This is a genomic window from Streptomyces griseosporeus, from assembly GCF_014656055.1.
GTDB classification, from domain to species: domain Bacteria; phylum Actinomycetota; class Actinomycetes; order Streptomycetales; family Streptomycetaceae; genus Streptomyces; species Streptomyces griseosporeus.
In genome coordinates, this window is sequence record NZ_BNBR01000002.1 from 1,072,947 (window position 1) to 1,096,590 (window position 23,644).

A 23,644-nucleotide genomic window follows, 5' to 3' on the forward strand; every position below is an offset into this window, starting at 1 on the left:
GACGGGCGGGGTTGATGCCCGCCCGCGGGTAGCGGTTGGCTGGTGCCGCGGCCCTCCCCGACCGCGCCGACTCCACCTACACTGGCCCCCCGCAACAGGCCGGTTGACCTGCGAGGACGCGGCGGCTCAGCCGATCCGCCCGAGTGAGGAGCGACCCCCTTGTTCTACTACCTGCTCAAGTACGTGCTGTTGGGACCGCTGCTGAGACTGCTCTTCCGCCCCCGGATCGAGGGCCTGGAACATGTGCCGGCGTCAGGACCGGCGATCGTCGCGGGCAACCACCTGTCGTTCTCGGACCACTTCCTGATGCCGGCCGTCCTCAGACGCCGCATCACCTTCCTCGCCAAGCGCGAGTACTTCACCGGCCCCGGCATCAAGGGCCGGCTGATCGCGGCGTTCTTCCGCAGCGCCGGGCAGATCCCGGTCGACCGCTCGGGCAAGGAGGCCGGGCAGGCGGCGATCCGCGAGGGGCTCGGGGTGCTGCGCAAGGGCGAGTTGCTCGGCATCTACCCGGAGGGCACCCGCTCGCACGACGGCCGCCTGTACAAGGGCAAGGTCGGGGTGGCGGTGATGGCGCTGAGGGCCGGGGTGCCGGTGGTTCCCTGCGCGATGATCGGCACGTTCGAGGCGCAGCCGCCCGGCAGGGTGGTCCCCCGTCTCCACCCGGTCGTCATCCGCTTCGGCAAGCCGCTGGACTTCTCCCGCTACGCGGGCATGGAGCAGGAGAAGGCGGTGCTGCGGGCGGTCACGGACGAGATCATGTACGCGATCCTGTCGCTGTCCGAGCAGGAGTACGTCGACCAGTACGCGGCCGTCGCGAAGGCCGAACAGGCGGAGCGGGCGGAGCGGGCGCAGAAGGAGCGCAGGTTCCCGCGGATGCCGCTGAGCTGACGGCCCGCCAGGGAAGGAAAACGCCAAGGGCGGCCGGGGAGAACCCCGGCCGCCCCGTCGTGCCCGTGCCGTGCGGACCACGGCACGGACCGGAACAGCGTCTACGGCTTCGGCGTGGCGTGCGGCGCGCAGGTCACGTCCGCGTTGTCCAGCTCACCGGTGAGCAGGTAGGCCTCGACCCGGTTGTTGATGCAGGGGTTGACCAGACCGGTGACGCCGTGGGAGCCCGCGTCCTTCTCGGTGATGAGGCGGGAGCCCTTGAAGCGGTGGTGCAGCTCGACGGCACCGCCGTAGGGGGTGGCCGCGTCGCGCGTGGACTGCACGATGAGCACCGGCGGCAGACCCTTGTTCGTCCGGACGTCCACCGGGTTCTGCTGCTTGACCGGCCAGGTCGCGCAGGGCAGGTTCATCCAGGCGTTGGCCCAGGTCATGAACGGGTGGTCCTTGTGCAGCCGGGTGTTGTCGCGGTCCCACTTCTTCCAGCCGGTGGGCCACTTGGCGTCGGTGCACTCGACGGCCGTGTAGACGGCGTTGCCGTTCTCGCTGGCGATGTTGCCCGCGGTGTCCGACAGGTCGGGGGCGGCGGCGTCGACGAGGGCCTGGGTGTCACCGGCGACGTACTTGCTGAAGACGGTGGCGACCGGCACCCACGAGGAGTCGTAGTACGGGGCGCTCTGGAAGAAGGAGATCAGCTCGGCCGGGCCGACGACCCCGCCGATCGGGTTCTTCTTCGCGGCGGCGCGCAGCTCCAGCCACTTGGCCTGGACGGCGTCGCGCGTGGTGCCCAGGTGGAAGGTGGCGTCGTTCTGGGCGACCCAGTCCTGCCAGTCCTTCCAGCGGCCCTCGAAGGCGACGTCCTGGTCGAGGTTGGCCTGGTACCAGATCTTCTCCCGCGACGGGTCGACGACGCTGTCGACGATCATGCGCCGCACGTGTCCGGGGAAGAGGGTGCCGTAGACCGCGCCCAGGTAGGTGCCGTAGGAGACGCCCAGGTAGTTGAGCTTCTTCTCGCCGAGGGCGGCGCGGATGACGTCGAGGTCGCGCGCGGTGTTCGCCGTCGTCATGTGCGGCAGCATCCAGCCGCTGCGCTCGTAGCAGCCGTCGGCGTACTCGCGGGCGAGCTTGCGCTGGGCGAGCTTGTCGGCCTCGGAGTCGGGCACCGGGTCGAGCTTGGGCGCCTTGACGAACTCCTGCGGGTCGATGCAGGAGATGGGCGTGGAGTGGCCGACGCCGCGCGGGTCGAAGCCCACGAAGTCGTACGCCTTGGAGGTGTTGACCCACAGCGGGTTCTTGGTGGTGACCCGGCGCGGGAAGCGCAGGCCCGAACCACCGGGTCCGCCCGGGTTGTAGATGAGGGCGCCCTGGCGCTCGTCCTTGGTCCCGGTGCTGCCGATGCGGTCCACGGCGAGCTTGATCTGCTTGCCGTAGGGCTTGGCGTAGTCGAGCGGGACGGTGACCCAGCCGCACTGGATCGGCTTCTCCAGGCCCCAGTCGGCAGGACAGTCCTGCCAGGTGATGCCGGTCTTGGCGGCCCGCGCCGCGGCGATCGCGGCGCCGCGCGCCTGCGGGTCCTGCGAGGTGCGGCCGCTGGCGCTCGCGGTCGGCGCGACGACCGCGCCGGCTATGAGCGCCGCGGCGGCGAGCGCGCCGGCCGAGCCGAGCGCCGCCGTACGCCTCTTCGGTCTGCTGTCAAGCAAGTGGGCTCTCCCCATACCTAGTTGTGACAGGTACGGGGATCCTTGCTGCTGTGAGGCGGCTGAGAACAGGTCTGGCCGCCCTTCTTTGCCAATCCGATAACCGGATGATCCGACGCGCTCAGCGAACCGTCACCCGATCGCCGCGAGTCCCTCGTCCAGCAGCCGCCGCAGCCGCAGCCCGTCCGCCGCCACGGCGCTCACGAGCGCGGCTGGTCCGGCGAGCGGCATGACGACACACAGATCGCCGATCCGCCCGGCGGCGACCGGCCGCTCACCGAACTCGGGCCGTACGACGACGACCTGCCCGACGGCGCGGTGCCCGGCCAGCACGGCGGGCCCGTCCCAGCCGCCCGGCGCGCCCGGCCCGCAGGCCACTTCCTGATCCAGCACGCACAGCCCCCCGGTACGCACAGTGAGACGACTGACCAGCCGCCCGGGTTCCTCCCCCGCCCTCCCCAGCACCTGTTCCTCGCGCAGCACGAGCCGCCCGCCGGGCGCGACGTCGACGTCGGTGCGCACACGCAGATCGCTCCCGCGGACGGAGATCAGCGGTTCGGGCAGCCAGCACAACTCCGCCCGGTCGGCGACGCGCACCCGCACGTCATAGCGGGCCTCGCTCTTGCTCTGCCCCGGCAGCGCGAGGGTGGCGGCGGCGGACTGCACCCGCAGCCGGGCCCCGGTGTCCGCCTCGGCCTCCACCTCGAAGCGGTCTCCGCCGAGCGGGCCGCTCATGGCGCCGACGAGCACGACCCGCGCCTCGTCACCGCCGGCCCGCGTCCGCCGCAGCGCGAGCGGCCCGTCGCTCTCCAGGACGGGGAGGAAGGTGCCGCCCGGCGCCCGGTGCCGGGCGAGGATCCGCGCGCGGGCCCGCACCCCGCCGCCGGCGGTGGTCACGCCGTCCACGCGGCGAGCCGGGCCCGCACCCAGTCGGCGACGTCCGTGACGCCGCGCTCGCTGCGCAACGACTGGAAGACGACGGGCAGTCCGTCGCGCTGCGCCTTGGCGTCGGCGGCCATCCGGCCGAGGTCGGAGCCGACGTACGGCGCGAGGTCGGTCTTGTTGACGACCAGCAGGTCGGCCGTGGTCACGCCCGGCCCGCCCTTGCGCGGGATGTCGTCGCCTCCGGCGACGTCGATGACGAAGATCTGCGCGTCGACGAGCCCCTTGGAGAAGGTGGCGGTGAGGTTGTCCCCACCGGACTCCACGAGCACGAGGTCCAGCGGCCCGACCTCGTCCTCCAGGTCCTCCACCGCCTCCAGGTTGGCGGAGATGTCGTCCCGGATCGCGGTGTGCGGACAGGCGCCCGTCTCGACGGCACTGATCCGCTCGGGCGGCAGCACGGCCTCCCGCAGCAGGAACTCGGCGTCCTCGCGCGTGTAGATGTCGTTGGTCACGACGGCCAGCGACAACTCGTCCCGCAGCACGCGGCACAGGGCGGCAACGGTGGCGGTCTTCCCGGACCCCACGGGCCCCCCGAGCCCGATCCGAAGGGCCCGCCGCCTCCCGTCGGGCCGCCGGGCGTCGGCACTGAGGGCGGTGGAGGAGGCGTGGGGGTGGTCGAGGTGCATGGGGGTGGTCCTTTCGGGTGGGGGTGGGTGTGGCACGTGTTGGGGGTGATTTACCGCTGCGACTCCTCCGGCGACCGGGACGGGTGGGTGGACCGGCACCCCCCTACGACGCGAACAACCGCACCGCCCACCCCGCATGCACCTCCGCCCCGATCTCCAGCACCGGCGCCCCCGCCGCCGGCAACGCCCCGCACCCCTCCCCCCGTACTCGCCCCGCCGCCTCCACGGCCGCGTCGGCGACGAGGTCCACCTCCGGCGCCAGCCGGGCCAGCACGCCCGTCGCGGCGAAGGGATCCAGGCTCAGCAACCGCACGGTCGCCGTGGCCGCCCCGCTCACGCTCTCGTACGCCGCGCAGTGCGCCGCGTCCTCCGCCCCCAGCCCCGCCGCCCGCGCCGCGAGTCCGAGCACGACCGGCTGATGGGCGCCCTTGGGGAACTCCCGGGCGAGGGCGTCGAGTTCGTCCGAGGGCCAGGTGGCCCGCGCGGCCCTGGTCAGCTGCCGCCCCAGCTTGCGCGCGGCGGCCCGCAGGGCGGGCGACGGGGTCCGGGCGTCGGCGGCCGCGTCCAGCTCCCGCGCCGGCACCCCGAGCGCGGCCGCCGCCGCGAGGGAGGCCGCGACGAGTCCGGCCGTGTGCAGCCGCCCCCGGCAGAAGTCCTCCAGGTCGGCGGCCCCGGTGATCCGTCCGGCCTTGACGGCCTCCTCGGCTCCGCCGGAGTGCGCGTGGCCGCCGGCGGGGAACCGACCGTCCGCCAGGACCAGAAGTGCTGCTCGTGACATGAGGAAACCGCACCACCGTCAGAAAGTGACCGCCAGAAAGAGACGGCCAGAAAGAGACCGTCAGAAAGGGACCCTCAGAAGAGGAAGTACCGCTGCGCCATCGGCAGCTCCGCCGCCGGCGTCGCCTCGACCAGCTCACCGTCGATGTGGACGGCGAAGCTGTCGGGGTCCACCCGTACGTCGGGCCGCGCGTCGTTCTCGCGCATGTCGGCCTTGGTGACCCGCCGCGTCGACTCGATGGGCACGAACCGCTTGCCGACGGCCAGCCGTTCCGCGAGCCCGTCCTCGACGGCGAGCGGGGCGACGAAGTTGACGGAGTTCGAGGCGGGCGCCCGCCCGATCGCCCCGTACATCGGCCGGGGCAGGACCGGCTGCGGCGTCGGGATGGAGGCGTTGGCGTCGCCCATCTGCGCGTAGGCGATCTGCCCGCCCTTGAGCACGAGGAGCGGCTTGACGCCGAAGAACGCCGGTTCCCACAGCACGAGGTCGGCGAGCTTGCCGCTCTCCACCGACCCGATCTCCCGGGCGAGTCCCTGCGCGAGCGCGGGGTTGATCGTGTACTTGGCGACGTAGCGCCGTACCCGCCGGTTGTCCGCCCGCCCGTCCCCGGGCAGGGCGCCGCGCCGCCGCTTCATCACGTGGGCGGTCTGCCAGGTCCGCAGGATCACCTCACCGACCCGCCCCATGGCCTGGGAGTCGCTCGAGATGATCGAGATCGCCCCGAGGTCGTGCAGGATGTCCTCCGCGCCGATCGTCGTCGGCCGGATCCGGGACTCGGCGAAGGCGAGGTCCTCCGGCACCGCCGGGTTGAGGTGGTGGCACACCATCAGCATGTCGAGGTGTTCCTCGGCGGTGTTGACGGTGAACGGCCGGGTCGGGTTGGTGGAGCTGGGCAGGACGTTCGACTGGGAGACGACGGTCATGATGTCCGGCGCGTGCCCGCCGCCCGCGCCCTCGGTGTGGTACGAGTGGATGCCCCGTCCGGCGATCGCGGCGAGGGTGTCCTGCACGAACCCGGCCTCGTTCAGCGTGTCCGTGTGGATGGCGACCTGGATGCCCGTGCGGTCGGCGACGGTGAGCGCCGCGTCGATGACGGCGGGCGTCGAGCCCCAGTCCTCGTGCAGTTTCAGCCCGAGGGCGCCGCCGCGGATCTGGGAGAGCATCGCCTCGTGGGAGACGGTGTTGCCCTTGCCGAGGAAGCCGATGTTGACCGGGTACTGCTCCATCGCCTCGAACATGCGGGCGAGGTGCCAGGGACCCGGCGTGACCGTCGTGGCCTTGGACCCCTCGGCGGGGCCGGTGCCGCCGCCGACGAGGGTCGTGATCCCGGAGGCCAGCGCCTCGTCGGCGACCTGCGGGCAGATGAAGTGGACATGGGCGTCGATGGCCCCGGCGGTCAGGATCCGCCCGTTGCCCGAGATGACCTCGGTCTCGGGGCCGATGACCAGCTCGGGGTGGACGCCGTCCATGGTGTCGGGGTTGCCCGCCTTGCCGATGCCGGTGATCCGGCCGTCGCGGATGCCGACGTCGGCCTTGACGACACCCCAGTGGTCGACGATCACGGCGCCGGTGATCACGGTGTCCGGGGTGCCCTCGGCGCGCGTGGCCCGGGACTGGCCCATGGACTCGCGGATGACCTTGCCGCCGCCGAAGACGGCCTCGTCGCCGGCGCGGCCGGGCCCGCCGGAGCGGTCCTCCTCGATCTCGATCAGCAGGTCGGTGTCGGCGAGCCGGATGCGGTCGCCGGTGGTCGGGCCGAACAGGTCGGCGTAGGCGGCGCGGGAGATCTCAGGCATCGAGGGCACCTCCGGTCCGCCCGCGCAGTCCGGGCACGATCCGGGCGCCGGTGAGGGGGACGAGTTCGACGTCGACGGGGAGGCCGGGCTCGAAGCGTACGGCGGTGCCGGCGGCGACGTTGAGCCGCTTGCCGTGGGCCGCGGCGCGGTCGAACTCCAGGCCGGGGTTGGCCTCGGCGAAGTGGTAATGGGAGCCGACCTGGACGGGCCGGTCGGCGGTGTTGAGGACGGTGAGCCGGGTGACCTCGCGGCCCTCGTTGAAGGGGACCGGGCCGTCGGCGAAGAGGATCTCTCCGGGGATCATCGGCGGGCCCCTCAGACGATCGGCTCGTGGACGGTGACGAGCTTGGTGCCGTCGGGGAAGGTCGCCTCGACCTGGACGTCGTGGATCATCTCGGGGACGCCGTCCATGACGTCGTCCCGGGTGAGCACTTTGCGGCCGGAGGCCATCAGCTCGGAGACGGTGCGGCCGTCGCGGGCGCCTTCGAGGATGTGAGAGGTGATCAGGGCGACCGCCTCGGGATGGTTCAGCTTCAGGCCGCGGGCCCGGCGCTTCTCGGCGACGTCGGCCGCCACATGGATCAGCAGCCTCTCCTGCTCGTGCGGGGTCAGTTGCACGTCCCACCTCACATCCTCGCTCCGGACCGTGCGGGGTCCGGTTGCCGCTGCCACCGCGACGGGGATAGGTGTAACACACAGACAAATGGCTCGATCGGGACCGATCGGGAGAGAAAAACCCCTGGTGGCGTGGAGGGGCAGGCTAGTTCGCCGGAGTTTCAAAGACGTTAACCAGGCCTTGATCACCTCATGACCCGCTGCTGGTCTCCCCCATACGCAGTACCGCGCGCGGGCCGGCCGCCCGGATCAGGAGGGGCCGTGCCCCCGGTGCTCCGCGGCGATGCCGAAGCCGTGACGCTCACGGGCGGCCGGGCCGGAGCCCGTCTCGCGGACGGCGGAGACCGAGCGGATCACCGGCTCCTCCGCGGAGGAGTCCAGCTCCTCCAGCCGCCGCAGGTCGTCGGCGGAGACGAGGGCGACGAGGGGCTTGCCGTGCCGGGTGACGACGACGCGCTCGCCGCCGTACACCACCCGGTTGATCAGGTCGGCCAGCTCGGCCCTGGCTTGCGTCACCGGAATCTCGTAGGCCATGCGTCCAGCTTACGGGGCGGTCCCGCGGGGCCTACTTGTTCGACAGCTGGAGCTGGCTGTCCCACTCGTCACCGAACTTGGCGACGTTGCCGGCCTCGTCGGTGGAGCCTTCGTTAACGGTGTACATGCCATGCACGGGGAGCTTGGATCCGGCGGGCGCGGACTGCAGGACGTCGCAGAGGTCCGCCATCGTGGCCACAGGAGTGTCCTTAACCGCCATGATGACGTCGCCGACCGTCACCTGAGCCTCGGCCGCCGGCGAGCCGGTCACGACGTTGTACACCAACAGTCCCGTCTTGCCCGCGTCCGTCACGCGCTTCTGGATGTCCGCCACGGTCTGCTGGTCATCGGGATCCTGGAGGAGAGCGGCAGCGTCCGGATCCTCCAGCGACACGACCTGCCATCCGGGATCGTTCTTCTTCTGCCCGGCGGCCAGGGGCTTCAGCAGCGAGCGGACATGCCGGCTGCTGAGGGAGTAGAACTGCCCCTGCGCCTTTGGGTTGACGAGGGTGTTCAGGCCCACGACCTTGCTGTCCGAGTCGAGGAGCGGCCCTCCGGAGTTGCCCGGATTGAGGGTGGCCGAGTGCTGGATGGTGGACGAGAAGTGCGGCTCGGTGGGCGACGGGTCCGCCGGCACGTTGGGGGACTGGACCGCACCCGAGGTGTAGACGGGCTTCTGCTTCTCCGCATCGCTCTCGAAGGACGCCGGATAGCCGAGGGCCGTGACGTCGTCGCCGGCCTTGACGTCGTCGCTGTCGCCGAACTCCAGCGCCTTGAGGTCGTCCTGGGGGGTGCTGAGCTTGAGCACAGCGACGTCCTCACACGGATCGCTGCCGAGGACCTGGACCGGCACCTCGCCCTTGTCCGGAATCGCCACCTTCAGCGCGTCCTCGCCGGCGACGACATGCGCGTTCGTGACGATGAGCCCCTGGTCGGCGTCGTAGACGAAGCCGCTGCCACCGCCCTTCTTCCCGATGACCTGAACGGTCGCCGGCGCCGCGTTCTCGAAGATTTCCTGAGGCGAGTCGTCCGCCGGGGCCGCCTGCGCGGCCGTCCCGCCCAGGACCATCGCGATGACCGAGGCGCCGGCGACTGCGGCTCTGGCGTTCCTGCGCACGATACGAGCCCTCCGACGACGGGCGGCCCGCCCCACCTCCGGCTCCGCCCGGATGTGATCGTTACTAGATCAGGATATGTGCGCACATGTTCCCTGTCCTGTCGGAGAACGGGCTCATCCACACTCCCACTCGCCTGTACGTCCTGTACGTTTTTTACAGACGAGAGGGGTAGGCAATGACCCAACCATCGACGACGGACCCGTACGCGAAGCTGCTGGAGGAACGGATCGTCCTCCTCGGCACGCGGATCGACGACACCGTCGCCAACGACGTGACGGCGCGCTTCGTGTACCTGGAGCACCTGGCCCCGGACCGGGACATCGCGCTGTACATCAACTCGCCCGGCGGCTCGTTCAGCGCCATGACGGCGATCTACGACACGATGCGGTACGTCGGTTGCGACGTGGAGACCGTCTGCCTGGGCCAGGCCGGTTCCACCGCCGCGGTCCTGCTCGCCGCGGGGACGCCGGGCAAGCGGGCCGTGCTGCCGGGCGCGCGCGTGGTGATCCGCCAGCCGGAGCCGGACGGGCCGGTCGAGGGGCGGGCGAGCGATCTCGCCGTGCGGGCCGGTGAACTGACCCGCCATCGGCGCGTGGTCGAGGAGATCCTGGCCCGGCACACCGGGCGGAGCCGGGAGCGGATCGGCGAGGACGCCGAACGGGACACGGTCCTCGACGCGCGGGCCGCGGTGGCGTACGGCCTCGCCGACCGCGTCGTCCCGAGCCGCAAGGGCACGCCCGCCACGCCGGCAGGGCGGTGAGCGGCCGGTGCTGCCTCCCGAACTGCCGGCCCTGCCCGCGCTCACACGGGCCGAGGGCGAGTTGATCGACCGTTACCTGGAGGTGGTCGACCTGCTGGGCCGGATCAACCCGGCGCGCGACGGGCACACCTACAGCGGACTGCGCGCGGCGCAGGCGCTGGTGGGAAAGGCGGCCGCGTTGCGCGACGCGCTCGCGCTGATGCATCAGCGGGGCGAGACGGAGCTGCACGCGGCCACGCTCGCACGGGCGCTCAGAGTGCTCGACGGCGAGCGCCGCACGGCGCGTGTCACGGTGCCGTCGCGCTCCGACAGTTGACGTCCCGGCAGCCGCGCCCGCTCCGGTCCGTCCGCACGCGCCCGCCGGAGCCGGGCCGAAACGAGCCGAACGACGGTCCCCCCTGCGGAGTAGCGACGGGTCCTTTTTCCGAGGTGCCGCGGTTGCGCACGCAGGGGGACCGAGAGGCGGAGCGGTCGGTTCCGTCGCTGGTCGCGGGGTCGTCGGACGGCTGGACACTCCATCGAACACAGGGCTGTCCACCCGAACGGGTGAGTGGTGAGTAACAACACAAATCCCCGGTTCCGTTGGGATTTTCGGACACACGTGAGTGAAGATCCCTGTCTGACGACAAGCCCCCGCCACAAGCGGCGGGGCGGTCCGGGCGGACGCCGAGTCCTGCCGCCGCCCGGATGACCGGTCGACAGGAGTGGATCGGCAGGAGTGGAGGACCCAGGCAAGGCGGGTCGACGGGACGTCAGTTCCGAGCGGCCCTTGGGGTGAAGCCGCGTTCGCGCGGCCGGGCTACTTCGCCAGCCCGAATCCGACAGGTCATCCTTCACAGGCGGCTGACGAAGGGTTGCGCATGACTGCGCTCAATCGTGTCCCGTCCCTGATGGCCCGGGCCGGCACCGCCTCGGCCCTGACCCTCGCCGCCGTGGGCGGCTCCATCGTGGTCCCCGGCCTCTCCTCCGACGCCGCGGCCGCGACGACGGCGACGAAGGCGCTGCAGGTGGCCGCCTCGAAGAAGGGTGCGCCGTACAAGTGGGGCGCCACCGGCCCGCGGAGGTTCGACTGCTCCGGGCTGACGCTGTACTCGTTCAAGAAGGCCGGCAAGAAGCTGCCGCGCACCGCGGCCCAGCAGTACAACACCACCCGGCACATCTCCGCCAAGAACCGCAAGGCCGGTGACCTGGTGTTCTTCCACTCCGGGAGCAACGTCTACCACGTGGGCATCTACGCCGGTAAGGGCAAGATCTGGCACGCCCCGAAGACCGGGGACGTGGTCAGGCTGCAGAAGATCTGGACCAAGAGTGTCTGGTACGGGCGCGTGAGCTGAGCCTCTCGGGGCGGTGACGGCATCCTGACGTGCCGTCACCGCCCCGGGACCGCACGGCCGCCCTGAAACTCCCGCGAGACGCCCCCTAGGCGGCCCACAGAGGCTCCAGGAGGAGCCCGGACCCCAGGAGCGTCAGGGCGGTGCCGGTGGCGAGCGTGACGGCCCGTGCGGCCTTCGGCCGGCGCAGCCACCGGCCGAGGCGGTCCACGAGCAGCGCCACCGCCGGGAACCACACCAGGGCGAGCGCGACGACGATCAAGGCGAGCAGCAGGGTCCGCGGCACCGCCGCGCTGCCCGCGGGGACGAACTGCGGCAGCAGGCTGAGGAAGGTCAGGGGCGCCTTGGGGTTGAGGGCGTTGGTCAGAAAGCCCTGCCGCAGCGGGCGCGGGGCGGCCTCGGCCCGGTCGGTCACGCCGGCGCTCCGCGCCCGCAGGGTGCGCAGGGTGCGCACCCCGAGGTACAGCACATAGGCGCCGCCCGCCAGCTGCACGGCCCGGAACAGCGCGGGTACGGCGGCGAGCACCGCGGCGACGCCGGCCACCGCCAGCGCGGTGTGCAGCAGCAGCCCGCAGGCGACGCCGAGCGCGCACGCCAGGCCGGCCCGCCGGGAGGCGAGCGCGCTGCGCACGACCACGGTGAAGTCGGCCCCCGGCAGCGCGACCATGCCCGCGGCCACCCCGGTGAAAGCGATGAGCTGTCCGTCCATGCGCCCAGCCTGCCGCGGCCCGGCCTTCAGCAGGTATGTCGAATATGCTGGGTTCGACTGAAGCATTCGTTAAGGCAGGCTCCCGTGTACGACCCGACGCGTCTGGCCGCACTGGTCGCGGTGGCGGAGGCGGGGTCCATCACGCGCGCGGCCGAGCGGCTCGGCTACACCACCCCGGCGCTCTCCCAGCAGCTGGCCAAGCTGGAGCGCGAGGCGGGCACCGCCCTGCTGGTACGGCACCACCGCGGGGCCCGGCTGACCGGCGCGGGCGAACTGCTGGTGGCGCGGGCGCGCCGGGTGCTGGACGAGCTGGCGCAGGCCCGGCACGAACTGGCGCGGCTGACCGGCCTGTCCGGCGGGATCCTGCGCGTCGGCACCTTCCAGACCGCCGGCATCCATCTGCTGCCGCCGGTGCTCAGCGCGTTCCGCCGGGCCCATCCGGACGTCGAGCTGACCGTCGCCGACCACGAGCCGCCGGCCGGTGTCGCCGCCGTGGCCGCCGGGGACGTCGATCTCGCTCTGACGCACAGTTACCAGCCGGCCGACCCGGTGCCGCTGCCCTCGTCGGTGCGCGCCGAACCGGTGCTGGTGGAGGAGTTGGTGCTGGTGACCGCGCCGGGGCACGCCCTCGCCGGGGACTCCGCCCGGCTGCCGCTGGCGGAGCTGGCCGGGCAGCCGCTGATCAGCATGGCGCCGCACCTGCCCGCGCGGCGGGGCGTGGAGTCGGCGCTGGCGCGGGCCGGGGCGACACCGTCGGTGCGGGTGCCGACCCCCGGGTACGCCCTGGTGTGCGCGCTGGTCAGCGCCGGCCTCGGGGTGGCCGTCGTACCGGAGATGGTGGCGCGGACCGCGGCGACGCCCGTGGGGATGCGGCGTCTGGAGCCGGGAGAGCTGCGCCGCACGATCGCGGTGGTGTACCGGGCGGAGGAGACGGCGCCGGCCGCGGACGCCTTCCGGGCTCTGCTGCGGGGCGCGTTCGGACGCGCCGGGCAGACCTGACGGTCACGGCTCCGGCTGCTGGGCCGCCGTCGGCACCGGCTCGGCCGGGACCGTCCAGGGCAGGACGATGCAGACCGTCTTGCCGCCCTCACGGGTGCGGCGGACGCTGAGCTTGCCGCCGCACTCGGCGGTCAGCCAGCGGATGATCACCATGCCGCGGCCGTTGTCCTGCTGGACGGCCGCGGGCAGCCGCTTGGGGAAACGGGGGTGGCTGTCGGTGACCCCGATGCGCAGCTGTTCGTCGCGGTCGAGCGCCATGTCCACCGTGAAGGTGGGGGACTGCCCGAAGGTGTGCTGGACGGAGTTGGTGGCGAGTTCGGAGACGATCAGCCGGACGGTGTCGGCGACCTCGGTGTCCGCCGGCAGGCCCCACTCGCCGAGGGTGCCGATCACGAAGGCGCGGGCCGCGGACACCGAGGCGGGATCGCTCGGCAGAGTGACGGATGCTTCCAGGTGGTCTGCCATGGCGACGTCGTCCCTTTCCCACGGGACCGCGGTCCGGCACGAGGCGGCTGGTTCGAGTACGGTCCCGGACTGGTGCTTCGCCCGCCAGACTGCCATCACCGGGCCGGTCACGGGTGGGGATCCACCAAGATATGCATATATCTGTCGCTCGAAGCGGTGAACTCTGCCACGGCGGACCGTATTCGGGCGGCTCGGACAGAGTAAGGAGGCCCCATGCAGCACGGTCCCGCGGTGCGTCGCCGGAAGCTGGGCGCCGAACTACGCGCCCTGCGCGCCGGCGCGGGGCTCACCAGCGGCGAGGCCGCCCGGCTCGTGGGCTGGCACCAGTCGAAGGTCAGCCGAATCGAGACGGGCACGAGCGGCGTGAAACCGTCCGATGTGCGGTTACTCCTGGACGCCTACGGCGTCGAGGACCGGCAGCTCAGGGAACTGCTGCTGGTGCTGTCCGGGGCCCGGGACGGCGGCCGGGACCACTGGTGGCAGGCCTACCGGGGTGTTCTGCCGCCCACCTACCGGGACTTCATCAGTCTGGAGTCCCAGGCCAGCGCGATGCGCACGCTGGAGACCTCCGTGGTGCCGGGGCTGCTCCAGACCCCCGAGTACGCCCGCGCGGTGACCCGGGCCGCGGTGGGGGCGGTCGACGAGGAGCGGCTGGACACGCTGGTGGAGGTGCGCCTGGCCAGGCAGGACGTGTTGCGCTCGGATCCGCCGCTCACGCTGAGCGCGGTGCTGGACGAGGCGGTGCTGCGCCGTGAGGTGGGTGGCCCGGAGGTGATGTCCCGTCAGCTGGAGCGGTTGGTGGAGGCGGCGCGGCTGCCGCAGGTCCGGCTCCAGGTGCTGCCGTTCTCCGCGGGGGCGCATATCGGCATCACCGGGCCTTTCGTTATTTTCTCATTTCCGAGCACTTCTGATCTGGACGTGGTTGTTCTCGACCACTTGACGAGTAGCCTCTATCTGGAACGGAAAGAAGACCTCCAGGCCTACACGGAGGCCTTCGACTCCCTCCGGATCCACGCCCTTTCCCCCGAGGACTCGTTGGATTACATCGCCGCGATAAAAGACGGCGCGTAAGGAGGCACCATGACCGCAATGCCTCGGAACGTACCTTCCGGCATCGATCTGCCCGACGTGCGCTGGCTGCGCAGCAGCTACAGCACGGGAGCCAACAACTGCGTCGAGACGGGCCGGCCGGCAACGGGGCCGTACGCCGGGCTGCTCGCCGTACGCGACTCCAAGGACCCGGCCGGGCCCGCGCTGCTCTTCTCCCCCGGGAGCTGGGCGGAGTTCACGGCCGCGGTGCGCGGGCTCTGACCCCTTCCCCCCTGTCCGCCGGGCGACGCTCGGCCGTGGTTCGCCGACTCATGGCCGCGTCTCGCCGATGACCTGTACAGCGCGTTCGATCTGACCCTCGGTGAGGTCCGCGCGGGCGGTCAGCCGCAGCCGGGAGACGCCGTCGGGAACGGAAGGAGGCCGGAAACACCCGACGGCCAGTCCCGCGGTGCGGCAGTCCGCCGCCCACCGCACCGCCTGCTCCGGGGACGGCGCGCGCACGGAGACGACCGCGGCGTCGGGGCGCACCGCCTCGTGGCCCTCGGCCGTCAGGCGGGCGTGCAGTTCGCCCGCCACCGTGCGCGCCCTTGCCGCCCGCTCCGGCTCGCGGCGCAGCAGCCGCAGCGCGGCGAGGGCCGCGCCCACCGCGGCGGGAGCGAGGCCCGTGTCGAAGATGAACGTCCGGGCCGCGTTCACCAGATGGTCGATGACCCGGGCCGGGCCGAGTACGGCTCCGCCCTGGCTGCCCAGCGACTTGGACAGCGTGAGCGTCACCACCACGTCGTCGGCGCCCGCGAGGCCCGCCGCGTGCGCGGCGCCGCGGCCGCCGGCGCCGAGGACGCCGAACCCGTGCGCGTCGTCCACCACCAGCCCGGCGCCGCGCGTGCGGCACACCGCGGCCAGCTCCGCCAGCGGGGCCGCGTCCCCGTCGACGGAGAACACCGTGTCGGAGACGGCGACGGCCGGTCCGTCGTGCGTGGTCAGCGCCTTGCGCACGGCCTCCGGGTCGGCGTGGGCCACCACCTGCGTGGTGCCGCGGGCCAGCCGGCAACCGTCGATGAGGGAGGCGTGGTTGCCCGCGTCGGAGACGATCAGCGAGCCGTGCGGGGCGAGCGCGGTCACCGCGGCGAGGTTGGCCGCGTACCCGGAGGAGAAGACCAGGGCCGCCTCGACACCGCAGAAATCGGCCAGTTCGCGTTCGAGTTCCGCGTGCAGCTCCGTGCTGCCCGTGACGAGCCGGGAGCCGGTGGCGCCGCCGCCCCACTCCCGCGCGGCCCGCGCGGCGCCCTCGGTGACCTCCGGGTGGTGGGCCAGCCCCAGGTAGTCGTTGCTCGCGAGATCGAGCAGCGGACTGTCGGCGGGACGGGGCCTGAGGGTCCGTACGAGTCCGGCGCGCCGGCGCAGCGCCGCCTGCTCGTCGATCCAGCCGAACGCCATGAGCCCCTCCGTCTGTCTGTTTTGTAGGCAGCTCACAGACCCTAGCGGCCCGACAAGCCACCCACCGTGTGGCAATACCCACACGGCGAACCGGGCAGAGTTGTCCGGTCCCTCCTTGGCCGGGGGCCCTCGCGTAGGACAGGATCGGATCCCATGGACCTGCTGAACACGCTGGTGGACAAAGGGCTGCGGCGCGAGCAGCCGACCCGTGAGGAGGCGCTCGCCGTCCTCGCGACCTCCGACGACGAACTGCTCGACGTGGTGGCCGCGGCCGGAAAGGTGCGCCGTCACTGGTTCGGCCGGCGGGTGAAACTCAACTACCTCGTCAACCTGAAGTCCGGGCTGTGTCCCGAGGACTGCTCCTACTGCTCCCAGCGGCTGGGCTCCAAGGCCGACATCCTCAAGTACACCTGGCTCAAGCCCGACGAGGCCTCCAAGGCCGCGGCCGCGGGGCTGGCCGGCGGTGCCAAGCGGGTGTGCCTGGTGGCGTCCGGGCGCGGACCGACGGACCGGGACGTGGACCGCGTCTCGGAGACCATCAAGGCGATCAAGGAGCAGAATGAGGACGTCGAGGTGTGCGCCTGCCTCGGCCTGCTCTCCGACGGCCAGGCCGAACGGCTGCGCGAGGCCGGCGCGGACGCCTACAACCACAACCTCAACACGTCCGAGTCGACGTACGGGGACATCACCACCACCCACACCTACGCCGACCGCGTCGACACCGTGCAGAAGGCGCACGCGGCCGGTCTGTCGGCGTGCTCCGGGCTGATCGCCGGCATGGGCGAGAGCGACGAGGACCTGGTCGACGTGGTGTTCTCGCTGCGCGAGCTGGACCCGGACTCCGTCCCGGTCAACTTCCTCATCCCGTTCGAGGGCACGCCGCTGGCCAAGGAGTGGAACCTCACCCCGCAGCGCTGCCTGCGCATCCTCGCGATGGTCCGGTTCGTCTGCCCGGACGTGGAGGTGCGGATCGCCGGCGGCCGTGAGGTGCACCTGCGCTCGATGCAGCCGCTCGCGCTGCACCTGGCCAACTCCATCTTCCTCGGCGACTACCTGACCTCCGAGGGCCAGGCCGGCAAGGCCGACCTGGAGATGATCGCGGACGCCGGGTTCGAGGTGGAGGGCGCCGGCGAGGTGACCCTGCCGGAGCACCGGGCGCACGCGGGCGGCGGCTGCGGCTCGCACGCCGACGCCGGGTGCGGCGCGCACGAGGGCGCCGGCTGCGGCTCCCACGAGGGCGCGGGCTGCGGCTCGCACGAGGGCGGCGGGATCTGCGGTACGGCCGCTGCCGCGCCGTCGGCCGCCGAGCCGCGCACCGACCTGGTCGCCGTACGCCGCCGTGGTGCCGGCACCGACCTCGCGCCCAATGCCTGAGTTTGACGTGTCCGAGCTGCTGGAGCTGGACCGGCGGCACGTGTGGCACCCGTACGGCCCGATGCCCGGGCAGGCCGAACCGCTCGTCGTGGAGTCGGCGAGCGGGGTGCGGCTGCGGCTCGCCGACGGCTCGGGCGAGCTGGTCGACGGGATGTCCTCGTGGTGGTCGGCCATCCACGGCTACAACCACCCGGTGCTGAACGAGGCCGCGACCGACCAGCTCGGGCGGATGAGCCACGTGATGTTCGGCGGGCTCACCCACGAGCCCGCCGTGCGGCTGGCGAAACTGCTCGTCGACCTCACGCCCGACGGCCTGGAGCACGTCTTCCTCGCCGACTCCGGCTCGGTGTCGGTCGAGGTCGCGGTCAAGATGTGCCTGCAGTACTGGCGTTCGCTGGGCCGCCCCGAGAAGCGCCGCATGATGACGTGGCGGGGCGGCTACCACGGCGACACCTGGCAGCCGATGGCGGTGTGCGACCCCGACGGCGGCATGCACGAACTGTGGTCCGGGGTGCTGCCCCGGCAGGTGTTCGCCGAGGCGCCGCCCGCGGAGTACGAGGAGGCGTACGCCGGCCACATGCGCGACACGCTGGCGCGGCACGCGCACGAGCTGGCCGCGGTGATCGTCGAGCCGGTGGTGCAGGGCGCGGGCGGGATGCGGTTCCACTCCCCCGCGTATCTGCGGGTGCTGCGCGAGGCGTGCGACGCGCACGACGTACTGCTGGTGTTCGACGAGATCGCCACCGGCTTCGGCCGCACCGGCGAGCTGTTCGCCGCCGGGCACGCGGGCGTCACCCCGGACGTGATGTGCCTGGGCAAGGCGCTCACCGGCGGCTATCTGACGATGGCGGCGACGCTGTGCACCCCGCGGGTGGCGGACGGCATCTCGCAGGGTGAGGTGCCGGTGCTGGCGCACGGGCCGACCTTCATGGGCAACCCGCTCGCCGCGTCGGTGGCCTGCGCGTCCATCGGGCTGCTGCTCGCCCAGGACTGGCGGGGCGAGGTGGCGCGCATCGAGTCCGGCCTGCGGGCGGGGCTGGCGGAGGCGGCATCGCTGCCGGGCGTGAAGGACGTCCGGGTGCTCGGCGCGATCGGGGTCGTCCAGCTCGACCACCCCGTGGACATGCGGGCGGCGACCCGGGCGGCCGTGCGCGAGGGCGTGTGGCTGCGGCCGTTCCGCGACCTGGTGTACACGATGCCGCCGTACGTCACCGGCGACGAGGACGTGGCGCGGATCGCGCGCGCGGTGTGCGCGGCGGCACTGGAGGGATGACATGTCGGTACTGGTGATCACGGGCACGGGCACCGAGGTCGGCAAGACGGTCACGACGGCCGCGGTGGCCGCCGCCGCGCTGGCCGCGGGCCGTTCGGTGGCGGTGCTGAAGGCCGCGCAGACCGGTGTACGGCCGGACGAACGCGGGGACGCCGACGAGGTGGCGCGGCTGGCCGGGGCCGTCACGACGGCCGAACTGGCCCGGTTCCCCGAGCCGTTGGCGCCGAACACCGCCGCGCGGCGGGCCGGGATGAAGCCGGTGCACCCGCAGGAGGTCGCCGAGGCCGCGGCCAAGCTGGCCACCGACCACGACCTGGTGCTGGTGGAGGGCGCGGGCGGGCTCCTGGTCCGCTTCGACGAGGCGGGCGGCACGCTCGCCGACGCGGCCCGGCTGCTCGGCGCGCCCGTGCTGGTCGTGGCCACGGCGGGCCTCGGCACCCTCAACACCACCGAGCTGACCGCCCGTGAACTGCGGCGCCGGGAGCTGGAGTTGCTGGGCGTGGTGATCGGCAGCTGGCCGGACGAGCCGGACCTGGCCTGCCGCTGCAACCTCGCCGATCTGCCGGAGGTGGCCGGCGCTCCCCTGCTGGGCGCCCTGCCGTCCGGCGCCGGCGCCCTCGCCCCCGCCGCCTTCCGCACGGCGGCACCGGGTTGGCTCTCGCCCCGCCTGGACGGCAGCTGGGACGCGGAGGCGTTCCGGACGCGGGAGACGGGCTGAGGGACGGGATTCCGGTACCGGAGTGACCTGCGCTACGGGGCTTCGGTACCGGAGACGGCCTGCGGGACGGGTGTGGGCCGCCCGGTCCGCGACAGCGGGGGGGTGCGTGCGGCCCGTCCGGGGGAGAATCGGCGTAAGACCCGTCCCGCTGAGGAGGTCCCCATGCCGATTCGGTCCACCGGTTCCGGTAAGGCGGCGCGGGATGCCGTACATCATCCGCTGTTCGCTCGCTTCTACGCCCGCGTCAGCGTGAAGGCCGAGACCCGCGCGGGCATGGCCGGGATCCGCGAGCGGCTGCTCGCCGGGCTGGCCGGGCGGGTGATCGAGATCGGCGCGGGCAACGGGCTGAACTTCGCCCACTACCCGCCCACCGTCTCGGAGGTCGTCGCGATCGAACCCGAGCGGCACCTGCGGCAGTTGGCGGTGGAGGCGGCTCTGCGCTCCGACGTGCCCGTCGATGTGGCCCCGGGCGCCGCGGAGGCGCTGCCGGTCAAGAGCGAGGCCTTCGACGCGGCGGTGGTCTCGCTGGTGCTGTGCAGCGTGCGGGACGTGCCGCGGGCGCTGGCCGAGGTGCGGAGGGTGCTGCGGCCGGGCGGGGTCGTGCGGTTCTTCGAGCACGGCCGCGGCGGGGGCCGGGCGATGCGGGCCACGCAGCAGGCGCTGGACGCGACCGTGTGGCCGCGGCTGACCGGCGGCTGCCATGTGGCCCGGGACCCGGTCGCCGCCGTACGCGCGGCCGGTTTCGAGCTGGGCCCGTACCGGCGGGTCATGATGCCGGAGACGGGACCGGCGCTGCCCAGCTCCTACTGCGTGCTGGGCACGGCCTGGCGGCCCCCGGACGAGGCGTGACGCACAGGGTCCACCGGCGCGGCTCCTCGGCGCTGCCGTAGACGGACGCCTCGCGGCGCGGCCGTGCGGGGTGTCGTCCCCGGGACGGATACCGGGTGTGGGCGCGGTCACACTACGCTCGGGCGGGAGACGCAGTCCCGACGGTCACGACGTCCGTCCGAGCGAGGAGGCAGCCTTGTCCTCACCTGCTGTGCGGCCCGCCCCCGTGCCGCCCCCGGCGGACGGGACCGCGGCCCGCGCCCGCGGCCTGACCAAGGCCTACGGCCAGGGCGAGACGACCGTGCTGGCGCTGGACGCGGTGGACGTGGACATCGCGCGCGGCCGGTTCACCGCGGTGATGGGGCCGTCGGGCTCCGGCAAGTCCACGCTGATGCACTGCCTGGCGGGCCTGGACTCGGTCTCGGCCGGCCGGGTGTGGCTCGGCGACACGGAGATCACGGGGCTGAGGGAGCGGGAGCTGACCCGGCTGCGGCGGGACCGGATCGGGTTCATGTTCCAGTCGTTCAACCTCATCCCGACGCTGAACGCGCTGGAGAACATCACCCTGCCCATGGACATCGCCGGCCGGAAGCCGGACCCGGCGTGGCTGGAGCAGGTCATCGACACGCTGGGGCTGCGCGACCGGCTCACGCACCGGCCCGCGCAGCTGTCCGGCGGTCAGCAGCAGCGCGTCGCCTGCGCGCGGGCGCTGGCCTCCCGCCCCGAGCTGATCTTCGCCGACGAGCCGACCGGCAATCTCGACTCCCGGGCGGGTCTGGAGGTGCTCGGCTTCCTGCGCGAGGCCGTCGACGACCTGGGGCAGACGGTGGTGATGGTCACCCATGACCCGGGCGCCGCCGCCCACTCCGACCTGGTGCTCTTCCTCGCCGACGGCCGGATCGTCGACGAGATGCCGCGGCCGACGGCGGAGGCGGTGCTGGAGCGGATGAAACGGTTCGACGTCGTCCGCGGCCAGGTGGACGACGCACAGATCCGGGAGGACGACGCACAGATCCGGGAGGACGATCTACGGAGCCGGGAGGACGGCGCACGGGGCCCGGCGGACGGCGTACGCGGCCAGGTGGCGGAAGACTGATCCGGTGCTGAAGGCGACCCTCCGCAGCTTCCTCGCCCACAAGGGCCGGCTGGCGCTGTCCGCGCTGGCCGTCGTCCTGTCCGTGGCGTTCGTCGCGGGCAGCCTGATCTTCTCCGACACGGTCGCGCGCACCTTCGACCGGCTCTTCGCCTCCACGGCCGCCGATGTGACGGTCGAGCCGAAGGACGACCTGGAGTCGCAGCTGCCGTCGGGCGCGGTGCGCACGGTGCCCGCCGCCCTGGCCGCGCGGGTGGCGTCCGTCGAGGGGGTCGCGTCGGCGCACGCGGACGTGTCCGTGGACAACATCACGGTCGTCGACGCCCGCAACCGCCTGGTCGGCTCGACCACCGGCGGTCCCACCATCGCCCGGGACTGGCACGTCACCGACCGCAGCCCTGTGCGGCTCAGCTCGGGCCACGCCCCGCACGGCCCCGGCGAGGCGCTGCTGGACGCCGACACCGCCGGCCGGAAGCACCTGGGGATCGGCGACACGCTCACCGTGCTGGCCCAGCCCGGCTCCTTCCGGGTCCGGATCGTCGGCATCGCCACCTTCAGGACCACCAACCCGGGCGCGGCGCTCGTCTACCTCGACTCCTCGGTCGCGGCGCGGAAGGTGCTGGGTGCCGCGGAACGGGCGACGAGCATCTCGGCGACCGCCGAGCCGGGCGTCACCGACACCGAGCTGAAGCACCGGATCGCGGCCGCGCTCGGCGACGGCGACCACGTGCTGAAGACCGCCGGCGAACGGGCCAAGTCGGCCGCCGAGCAGCTCGGCACCTTCCTCGACGTGATCAAGTACGTGATGCTGGGCTTCGCCGGGATCGCCGTGCTGGTGGGCGTGTTCCTGATCGTCAACACCTTCGCGATGCTCATCGCGCAGCGCACCCGGGAACTGGGGCTGCTGCGCGCCCTGGGTGCCGACCGGCGGCAGGTGCGCCGGTCGGTGCTGACCGAGGCGGTGCTGCTGGGCGTGGTCGGCTCCACGGTGGGGCTCGCGGCCGGGATCGGGCTCGCGATCGGGCTGATCCGGCTGATGAGCGTGTTCGGGATGAACCTGAAGACCACGGAGATGGTCGTCGGCTGGGGGACGCCCGTGACGGCGTATGTCGTCGGGGTCGGCGTCACCTTCGTCGCGGCGTACCTGCCCGCCCGGCGCGCGGCGGCGGTGTCGCCGATGGCGGCCCTCCAGGACGCGGAGATCGCGGGCGTGGGGCGGCCGTTGCGGACGCGTGCGGTGGTGGGCGGCGTCGTGGGGGCGGTGGGGGCGGCCGCGCTGGCGGGCTGTGCCGTCGCGACCCGGACGGCGTCGGCGGCCTCGCTGCTCGGGCTGGGCGTGGTCCTGACGCTGATCGCCACGGTGATCGCGGGTCCGCTGCTGGTGCGGCCCGTGATCCGGGTGCTGGGCGCGGCCTTCCCGGCCCTGTTCGGCTCCGTCGGGCGGATGAGTCAGCGCAACGCCCTGCGCAATCCGCGCCGCACCGGCGCCACGGCCGCCGCGCTGATGGTGGGCCTCGCCCTGGTCGGCGGCATGTCGGTGGCCAGTGCCTCCATGTCGGAGTCCTTCGATCAGCAGATCGACCGGACGCTGGGCGCCGACTTCGTCGTGCAGAACGCCAACTTCGTGCCGTTCTCCCAGGAGATCACCGACCGGGTCCGCGGCACGGACGGCGTCGGCCTTGTCGTACGGCAGCGGTTCGCGCCGCTGGCGGTACGGCTGCCCGACGGCGAGCGCCTGGAGACCACCGCGACCGGGTACGACCCGCGGCTCGACGAGGTCGCCCATGTCACCTACACCGCGGGCGACTCCGCCGCCGCGCTCGCCGCCGGGCACCTGGCCATGGACGCCGGGTTCGCCCGCGACCACGGCGTACGGCCGGGCAGCGTGCTCCCGGTCGAGTTCCCGGGCGGCCGGACGGCGCGGCTGACGGTCGGCGCGCTCACCGACCAGGACCAGGCCGAGGGGTTCGGCACGCGGGGAGGGATGTTCCTGGGCCTCGCCACCGTGGAGAAGTACATCCCCGGCGGCCAGGACTCCGCGCTGTACGTCAACGCCGCGCCCGGCACCGGCGCCGACCCGCTGCGGGCCCGGCTGGAGCGCACCCTGGAGCCGTATCCGCAGGTGCAGGTGCGGAACCTCGCGGACTACAAGGAGCTGGTGCACGACCAGATCGCGGTCCTGCTCTACCTCGTGTACGCGCTGCTCGGGCTGGCGATCGTCATCGCGGTGCTCGGCGTGGTCAACACGCTCGCCCTGTCGGTCGTCGAGCGCACCCGTGAGATCGGGCTGCTGCGCGCGATCGGGCTGGCGCGACGGCAGTTGCGCCGGATGATCCGGCTGGAGTCGGTGGTGATCGCGGTGTTCGGCGCGGTGCTGGGCCTTGCGCTGGGCCTGGTGTGGGGGGTGTGCACCCAGCAGGTGCTGGCGCTGCAGGGCATGAAGGCGCTGGCGGTCCCGTGGGGCACGATCGTCGCGGTGGTGATCGGCTCGGCGGTGGTCGGGGTGGCGGCGGCGCTGCTGCCGGCGTTGCGCGCGTCCCGGATGAACGTGCTGGCGGCGATCGCGCACGAGTGATGGAATCGCGAAGTCCCCTGGCTGTGAGGAGAGTT

At 72.8% G+C, this 23,644-nt stretch carries 25 protein-coding genes and 1 riboswitch; of the genes, 13 read left to right on the forward strand and 12 right to left on the reverse strand.

Annotated features, from left to right (window positions below):
• Positions 1-159: 159 nt before the first annotated feature.
• Complete coding sequence (locus IE308_RS13925) at positions 160-891, forward strand: lysophospholipid acyltransferase family protein (RefSeq protein ID WP_190218130.1); 732 nt, start codon at positions 160-162, stop codon at positions 889-891.
• Between the two features lie 101 nt (positions 892-992).
• Here IE308_RS13925 and IE308_RS13930 read toward each other — a convergent pair whose 3' ends face one another.
• The 9 genes from IE308_RS13930 to IE308_RS13970 all read right to left on the reverse strand — a co-directional run bounded on the left by IE308_RS13930 (position 993) and on the right by IE308_RS13970 (position 9,032).
• A complete protein-coding gene (locus tag IE308_RS13930) occupies positions 993-2,588 on the reverse strand; it encodes an alpha/beta hydrolase (RefSeq protein ID WP_190218131.1) in 1,596 nt (531 codons plus the stop codon).
• A gap of 129 nt (positions 2,589-2,717) precedes the next feature.
• Positions 2,718-3,491 (reverse strand): urease accessory protein UreD, encoded by a 774-nt coding sequence (locus IE308_RS13935; protein ID WP_190218132.1) that lies wholly within the window; start codon positions 3,489-3,491, stop codon positions 2,718-2,720.
• A complete protein-coding gene (gene ureG, locus IE308_RS13940) occupies positions 3,479-4,156 on the reverse strand; it encodes an urease accessory protein UreG (RefSeq protein ID WP_190218133.1) in 678 nt (225 codons plus the stop codon). The genes IE308_RS13935 and ureG overlap by 13 nt, the downstream gene beginning before the upstream one ends.
• 103 nt (positions 4,157-4,259) lie before the next feature.
• Positions 4,260-4,934, reverse strand: coding sequence for an urease accessory protein UreF (locus IE308_RS13945; protein WP_110626694.1), 675 nt, complete (start codon positions 4,932-4,934; stop codon positions 4,260-4,262).
• Positions 4,935-5,008: 74 nt separating this feature from the next.
• Positions 5,009-6,730 (reverse strand): urease subunit alpha, encoded by a 1,722-nt coding sequence (locus tag IE308_RS13950; RefSeq protein ID WP_190218134.1) that lies wholly within the window; start codon positions 6,728-6,730, stop codon positions 5,009-5,011.
• A complete protein-coding gene (locus IE308_RS13955; protein WP_190218135.1) occupies positions 6,723-7,034 on the reverse strand; it encodes an urease subunit beta in 312 nt (103 codons plus the stop codon). Before IE308_RS13955 ends, IE308_RS13950 begins: the two co-directional genes overlap by 8 nt.
• A gap of 11 nt (positions 7,035-7,045) precedes the next feature.
• Positions 7,046-7,348, reverse strand: coding sequence for an urease subunit gamma (locus IE308_RS13960; protein ID WP_190218136.1), 303 nt, complete (start codon positions 7,346-7,348; stop codon positions 7,046-7,048).
• 246 nt (positions 7,349-7,594) lie between these two features.
• Positions 7,595-7,879 (reverse strand): type II toxin-antitoxin system Phd/YefM family antitoxin, encoded by a 285-nt coding sequence (locus IE308_RS13965; protein ID WP_190218137.1) that lies wholly within the window; start codon positions 7,877-7,879, stop codon positions 7,595-7,597.
• Positions 7,880-7,910: 31 nt separating this feature from the next.
• A complete protein-coding gene (locus IE308_RS13970; protein ID WP_229908860.1) occupies positions 7,911-9,032 on the reverse strand; it encodes a S1C family serine protease in 1,122 nt (373 codons plus the stop codon).
• Positions 9,033-9,172: 140 nt separating this feature from the next.
• Here IE308_RS13970 and IE308_RS13975 point away from each other — a divergent pair, with 140 nt between their 5' ends.
• From IE308_RS13975 to IE308_RS13985, 3 genes are all read left to right on the forward strand, one after another.
• Positions 9,173-9,757 carry an ATP-dependent Clp protease proteolytic subunit gene (locus tag IE308_RS13975; protein ID WP_190218138.1) on the forward strand — a complete coding sequence of 195 codons (585 nt, stop codon included), beginning with the start codon at positions 9,173-9,175 and terminating at the stop codon, positions 9,755-9,757.
• Between the two features lie 7 nt (positions 9,758-9,764).
• Entirely contained in the window at positions 9,765-10,073 is a 309-nt protein-coding gene (locus IE308_RS13980; RefSeq protein ID WP_110626701.1) for a hypothetical protein, read from the forward strand.
• A gap of 351 nt (positions 10,074-10,424) precedes the next feature.
• Positions 10,425-10,614: riboswitch (cyclic di-AMP (ydaO/yuaA leader) on the forward strand.
• A gap of 3 nt (positions 10,615-10,617) precedes the next feature.
• Positions 10,618-11,091 (forward strand): C40 family peptidase, encoded by a 474-nt coding sequence (locus IE308_RS13985; protein WP_110626702.1) that lies wholly within the window; start codon positions 10,618-10,620, stop codon positions 11,089-11,091.
• Positions 11,092-11,176: 85 nt separating this feature from the next.
• Here IE308_RS13985 and IE308_RS13990 read toward each other — a convergent pair whose 3' ends face one another.
• On the reverse strand, positions 11,177-11,797 hold the full coding sequence (locus IE308_RS13990) for a LysE family translocator (protein WP_190218139.1): 621 nt from the start codon (positions 11,795-11,797) through the stop codon (positions 11,177-11,179).
• A gap of 84 nt (positions 11,798-11,881) precedes the next feature.
• On the opposite strand from IE308_RS13990, the gene IE308_RS13995 reads away from it, so the two are divergent.
• On the forward strand, positions 11,882-12,796 hold the full coding sequence (locus IE308_RS13995; RefSeq protein WP_110626704.1) for a LysR family transcriptional regulator: 915 nt from the start codon (positions 11,882-11,884) through the stop codon (positions 12,794-12,796).
• A 3-nt stretch (positions 12,797-12,799) separates the two neighbouring features.
• On the opposite strand, the gene IE308_RS14000 is transcribed toward IE308_RS13995, so the two are convergent.
• Complete coding sequence (locus tag IE308_RS14000; protein WP_110636113.1) at positions 12,800-13,261, reverse strand: ATP-binding protein; 462 nt, start codon at positions 13,259-13,261, stop codon at positions 12,800-12,802.
• A gap of 213 nt (positions 13,262-13,474) precedes the next feature.
• Here IE308_RS14000 and IE308_RS14005 point away from each other — a divergent pair, with 213 nt between their 5' ends.
• Positions 13,475-14,332, forward strand: coding sequence for a helix-turn-helix domain-containing protein (locus IE308_RS14005; protein ID WP_110626705.1), 858 nt, complete (start codon positions 13,475-13,477; stop codon positions 14,330-14,332).
• A 9-nt stretch (positions 14,333-14,341) separates the two neighbouring features.
• Positions 14,342-14,572, forward strand: a complete 231-nt coding sequence (locus tag IE308_RS14010; protein ID WP_190218140.1) for a DUF397 domain-containing protein — start codon at positions 14,342-14,344, stop codon at positions 14,570-14,572.
• Positions 14,573-14,620: 48 nt separating this feature from the next.
• Here the strand turns inward: IE308_RS14010 and IE308_RS14015 are convergent, their stop codons facing one another.
• Positions 14,621-15,748: an 8-amino-7-oxononanoate synthase gene (locus tag IE308_RS14015; RefSeq protein WP_190218141.1), complete on the reverse strand. Its 1,128-nt coding sequence runs from the start codon at positions 15,746-15,748 to the stop codon at positions 14,621-14,623.
• A gap of 153 nt (positions 15,749-15,901) precedes the next feature.
• On the opposite strand from IE308_RS14015, the gene bioB reads away from it, so the two are divergent.
• The 6 genes from bioB to IE308_RS14045 all read left to right on the forward strand — a co-directional run bounded on the left by bioB (position 15,902) and on the right by IE308_RS14045 (position 23,609).
• The gene (gene bioB / locus IE308_RS14020; protein WP_110626708.1) at positions 15,902-17,122 is read left to right on the forward strand and encodes a biotin synthase BioB; all 1,221 of its coding nucleotides are present in this window, start codon (positions 15,902-15,904) and stop codon (positions 17,120-17,122) included.
• On the forward strand, positions 17,115-18,395 hold the full coding sequence (locus tag IE308_RS14025; protein WP_190218142.1) for an adenosylmethionine--8-amino-7-oxononanoate transaminase: 1,281 nt from the start codon (positions 17,115-17,117) through the stop codon (positions 18,393-18,395). Before bioB ends, IE308_RS14025 begins: the two co-directional genes overlap by 8 nt.
• Position 18,396: 1 nt before the next feature.
• Positions 18,397-19,113, forward strand: coding sequence for a dethiobiotin synthase (gene bioD, locus IE308_RS14030; RefSeq protein ID WP_190218143.1), 717 nt, complete (start codon positions 18,397-18,399; stop codon positions 19,111-19,113).
• A gap of 162 nt (positions 19,114-19,275) precedes the next feature.
• A complete protein-coding gene (locus IE308_RS14035; RefSeq protein WP_190218144.1) occupies positions 19,276-19,962 on the forward strand; it encodes a class I SAM-dependent methyltransferase in 687 nt (228 codons plus the stop codon).
• Between the two features lie 175 nt (positions 19,963-20,137).
• Positions 20,138-21,037: an ABC transporter ATP-binding protein gene (locus IE308_RS14040; RefSeq protein WP_229908861.1), complete on the forward strand. Its 900-nt coding sequence runs from the start codon at positions 20,138-20,140 to the stop codon at positions 21,035-21,037.
• A gap of 4 nt (positions 21,038-21,041) precedes the next feature.
• Complete coding sequence (locus IE308_RS14045; protein WP_190218145.1) at positions 21,042-23,609, forward strand: ABC transporter permease; 2,568 nt, start codon at positions 21,042-21,044, stop codon at positions 23,607-23,609.
• The last annotated feature ends 35 nt before the right edge of the window (positions 23,610-23,644 follow it).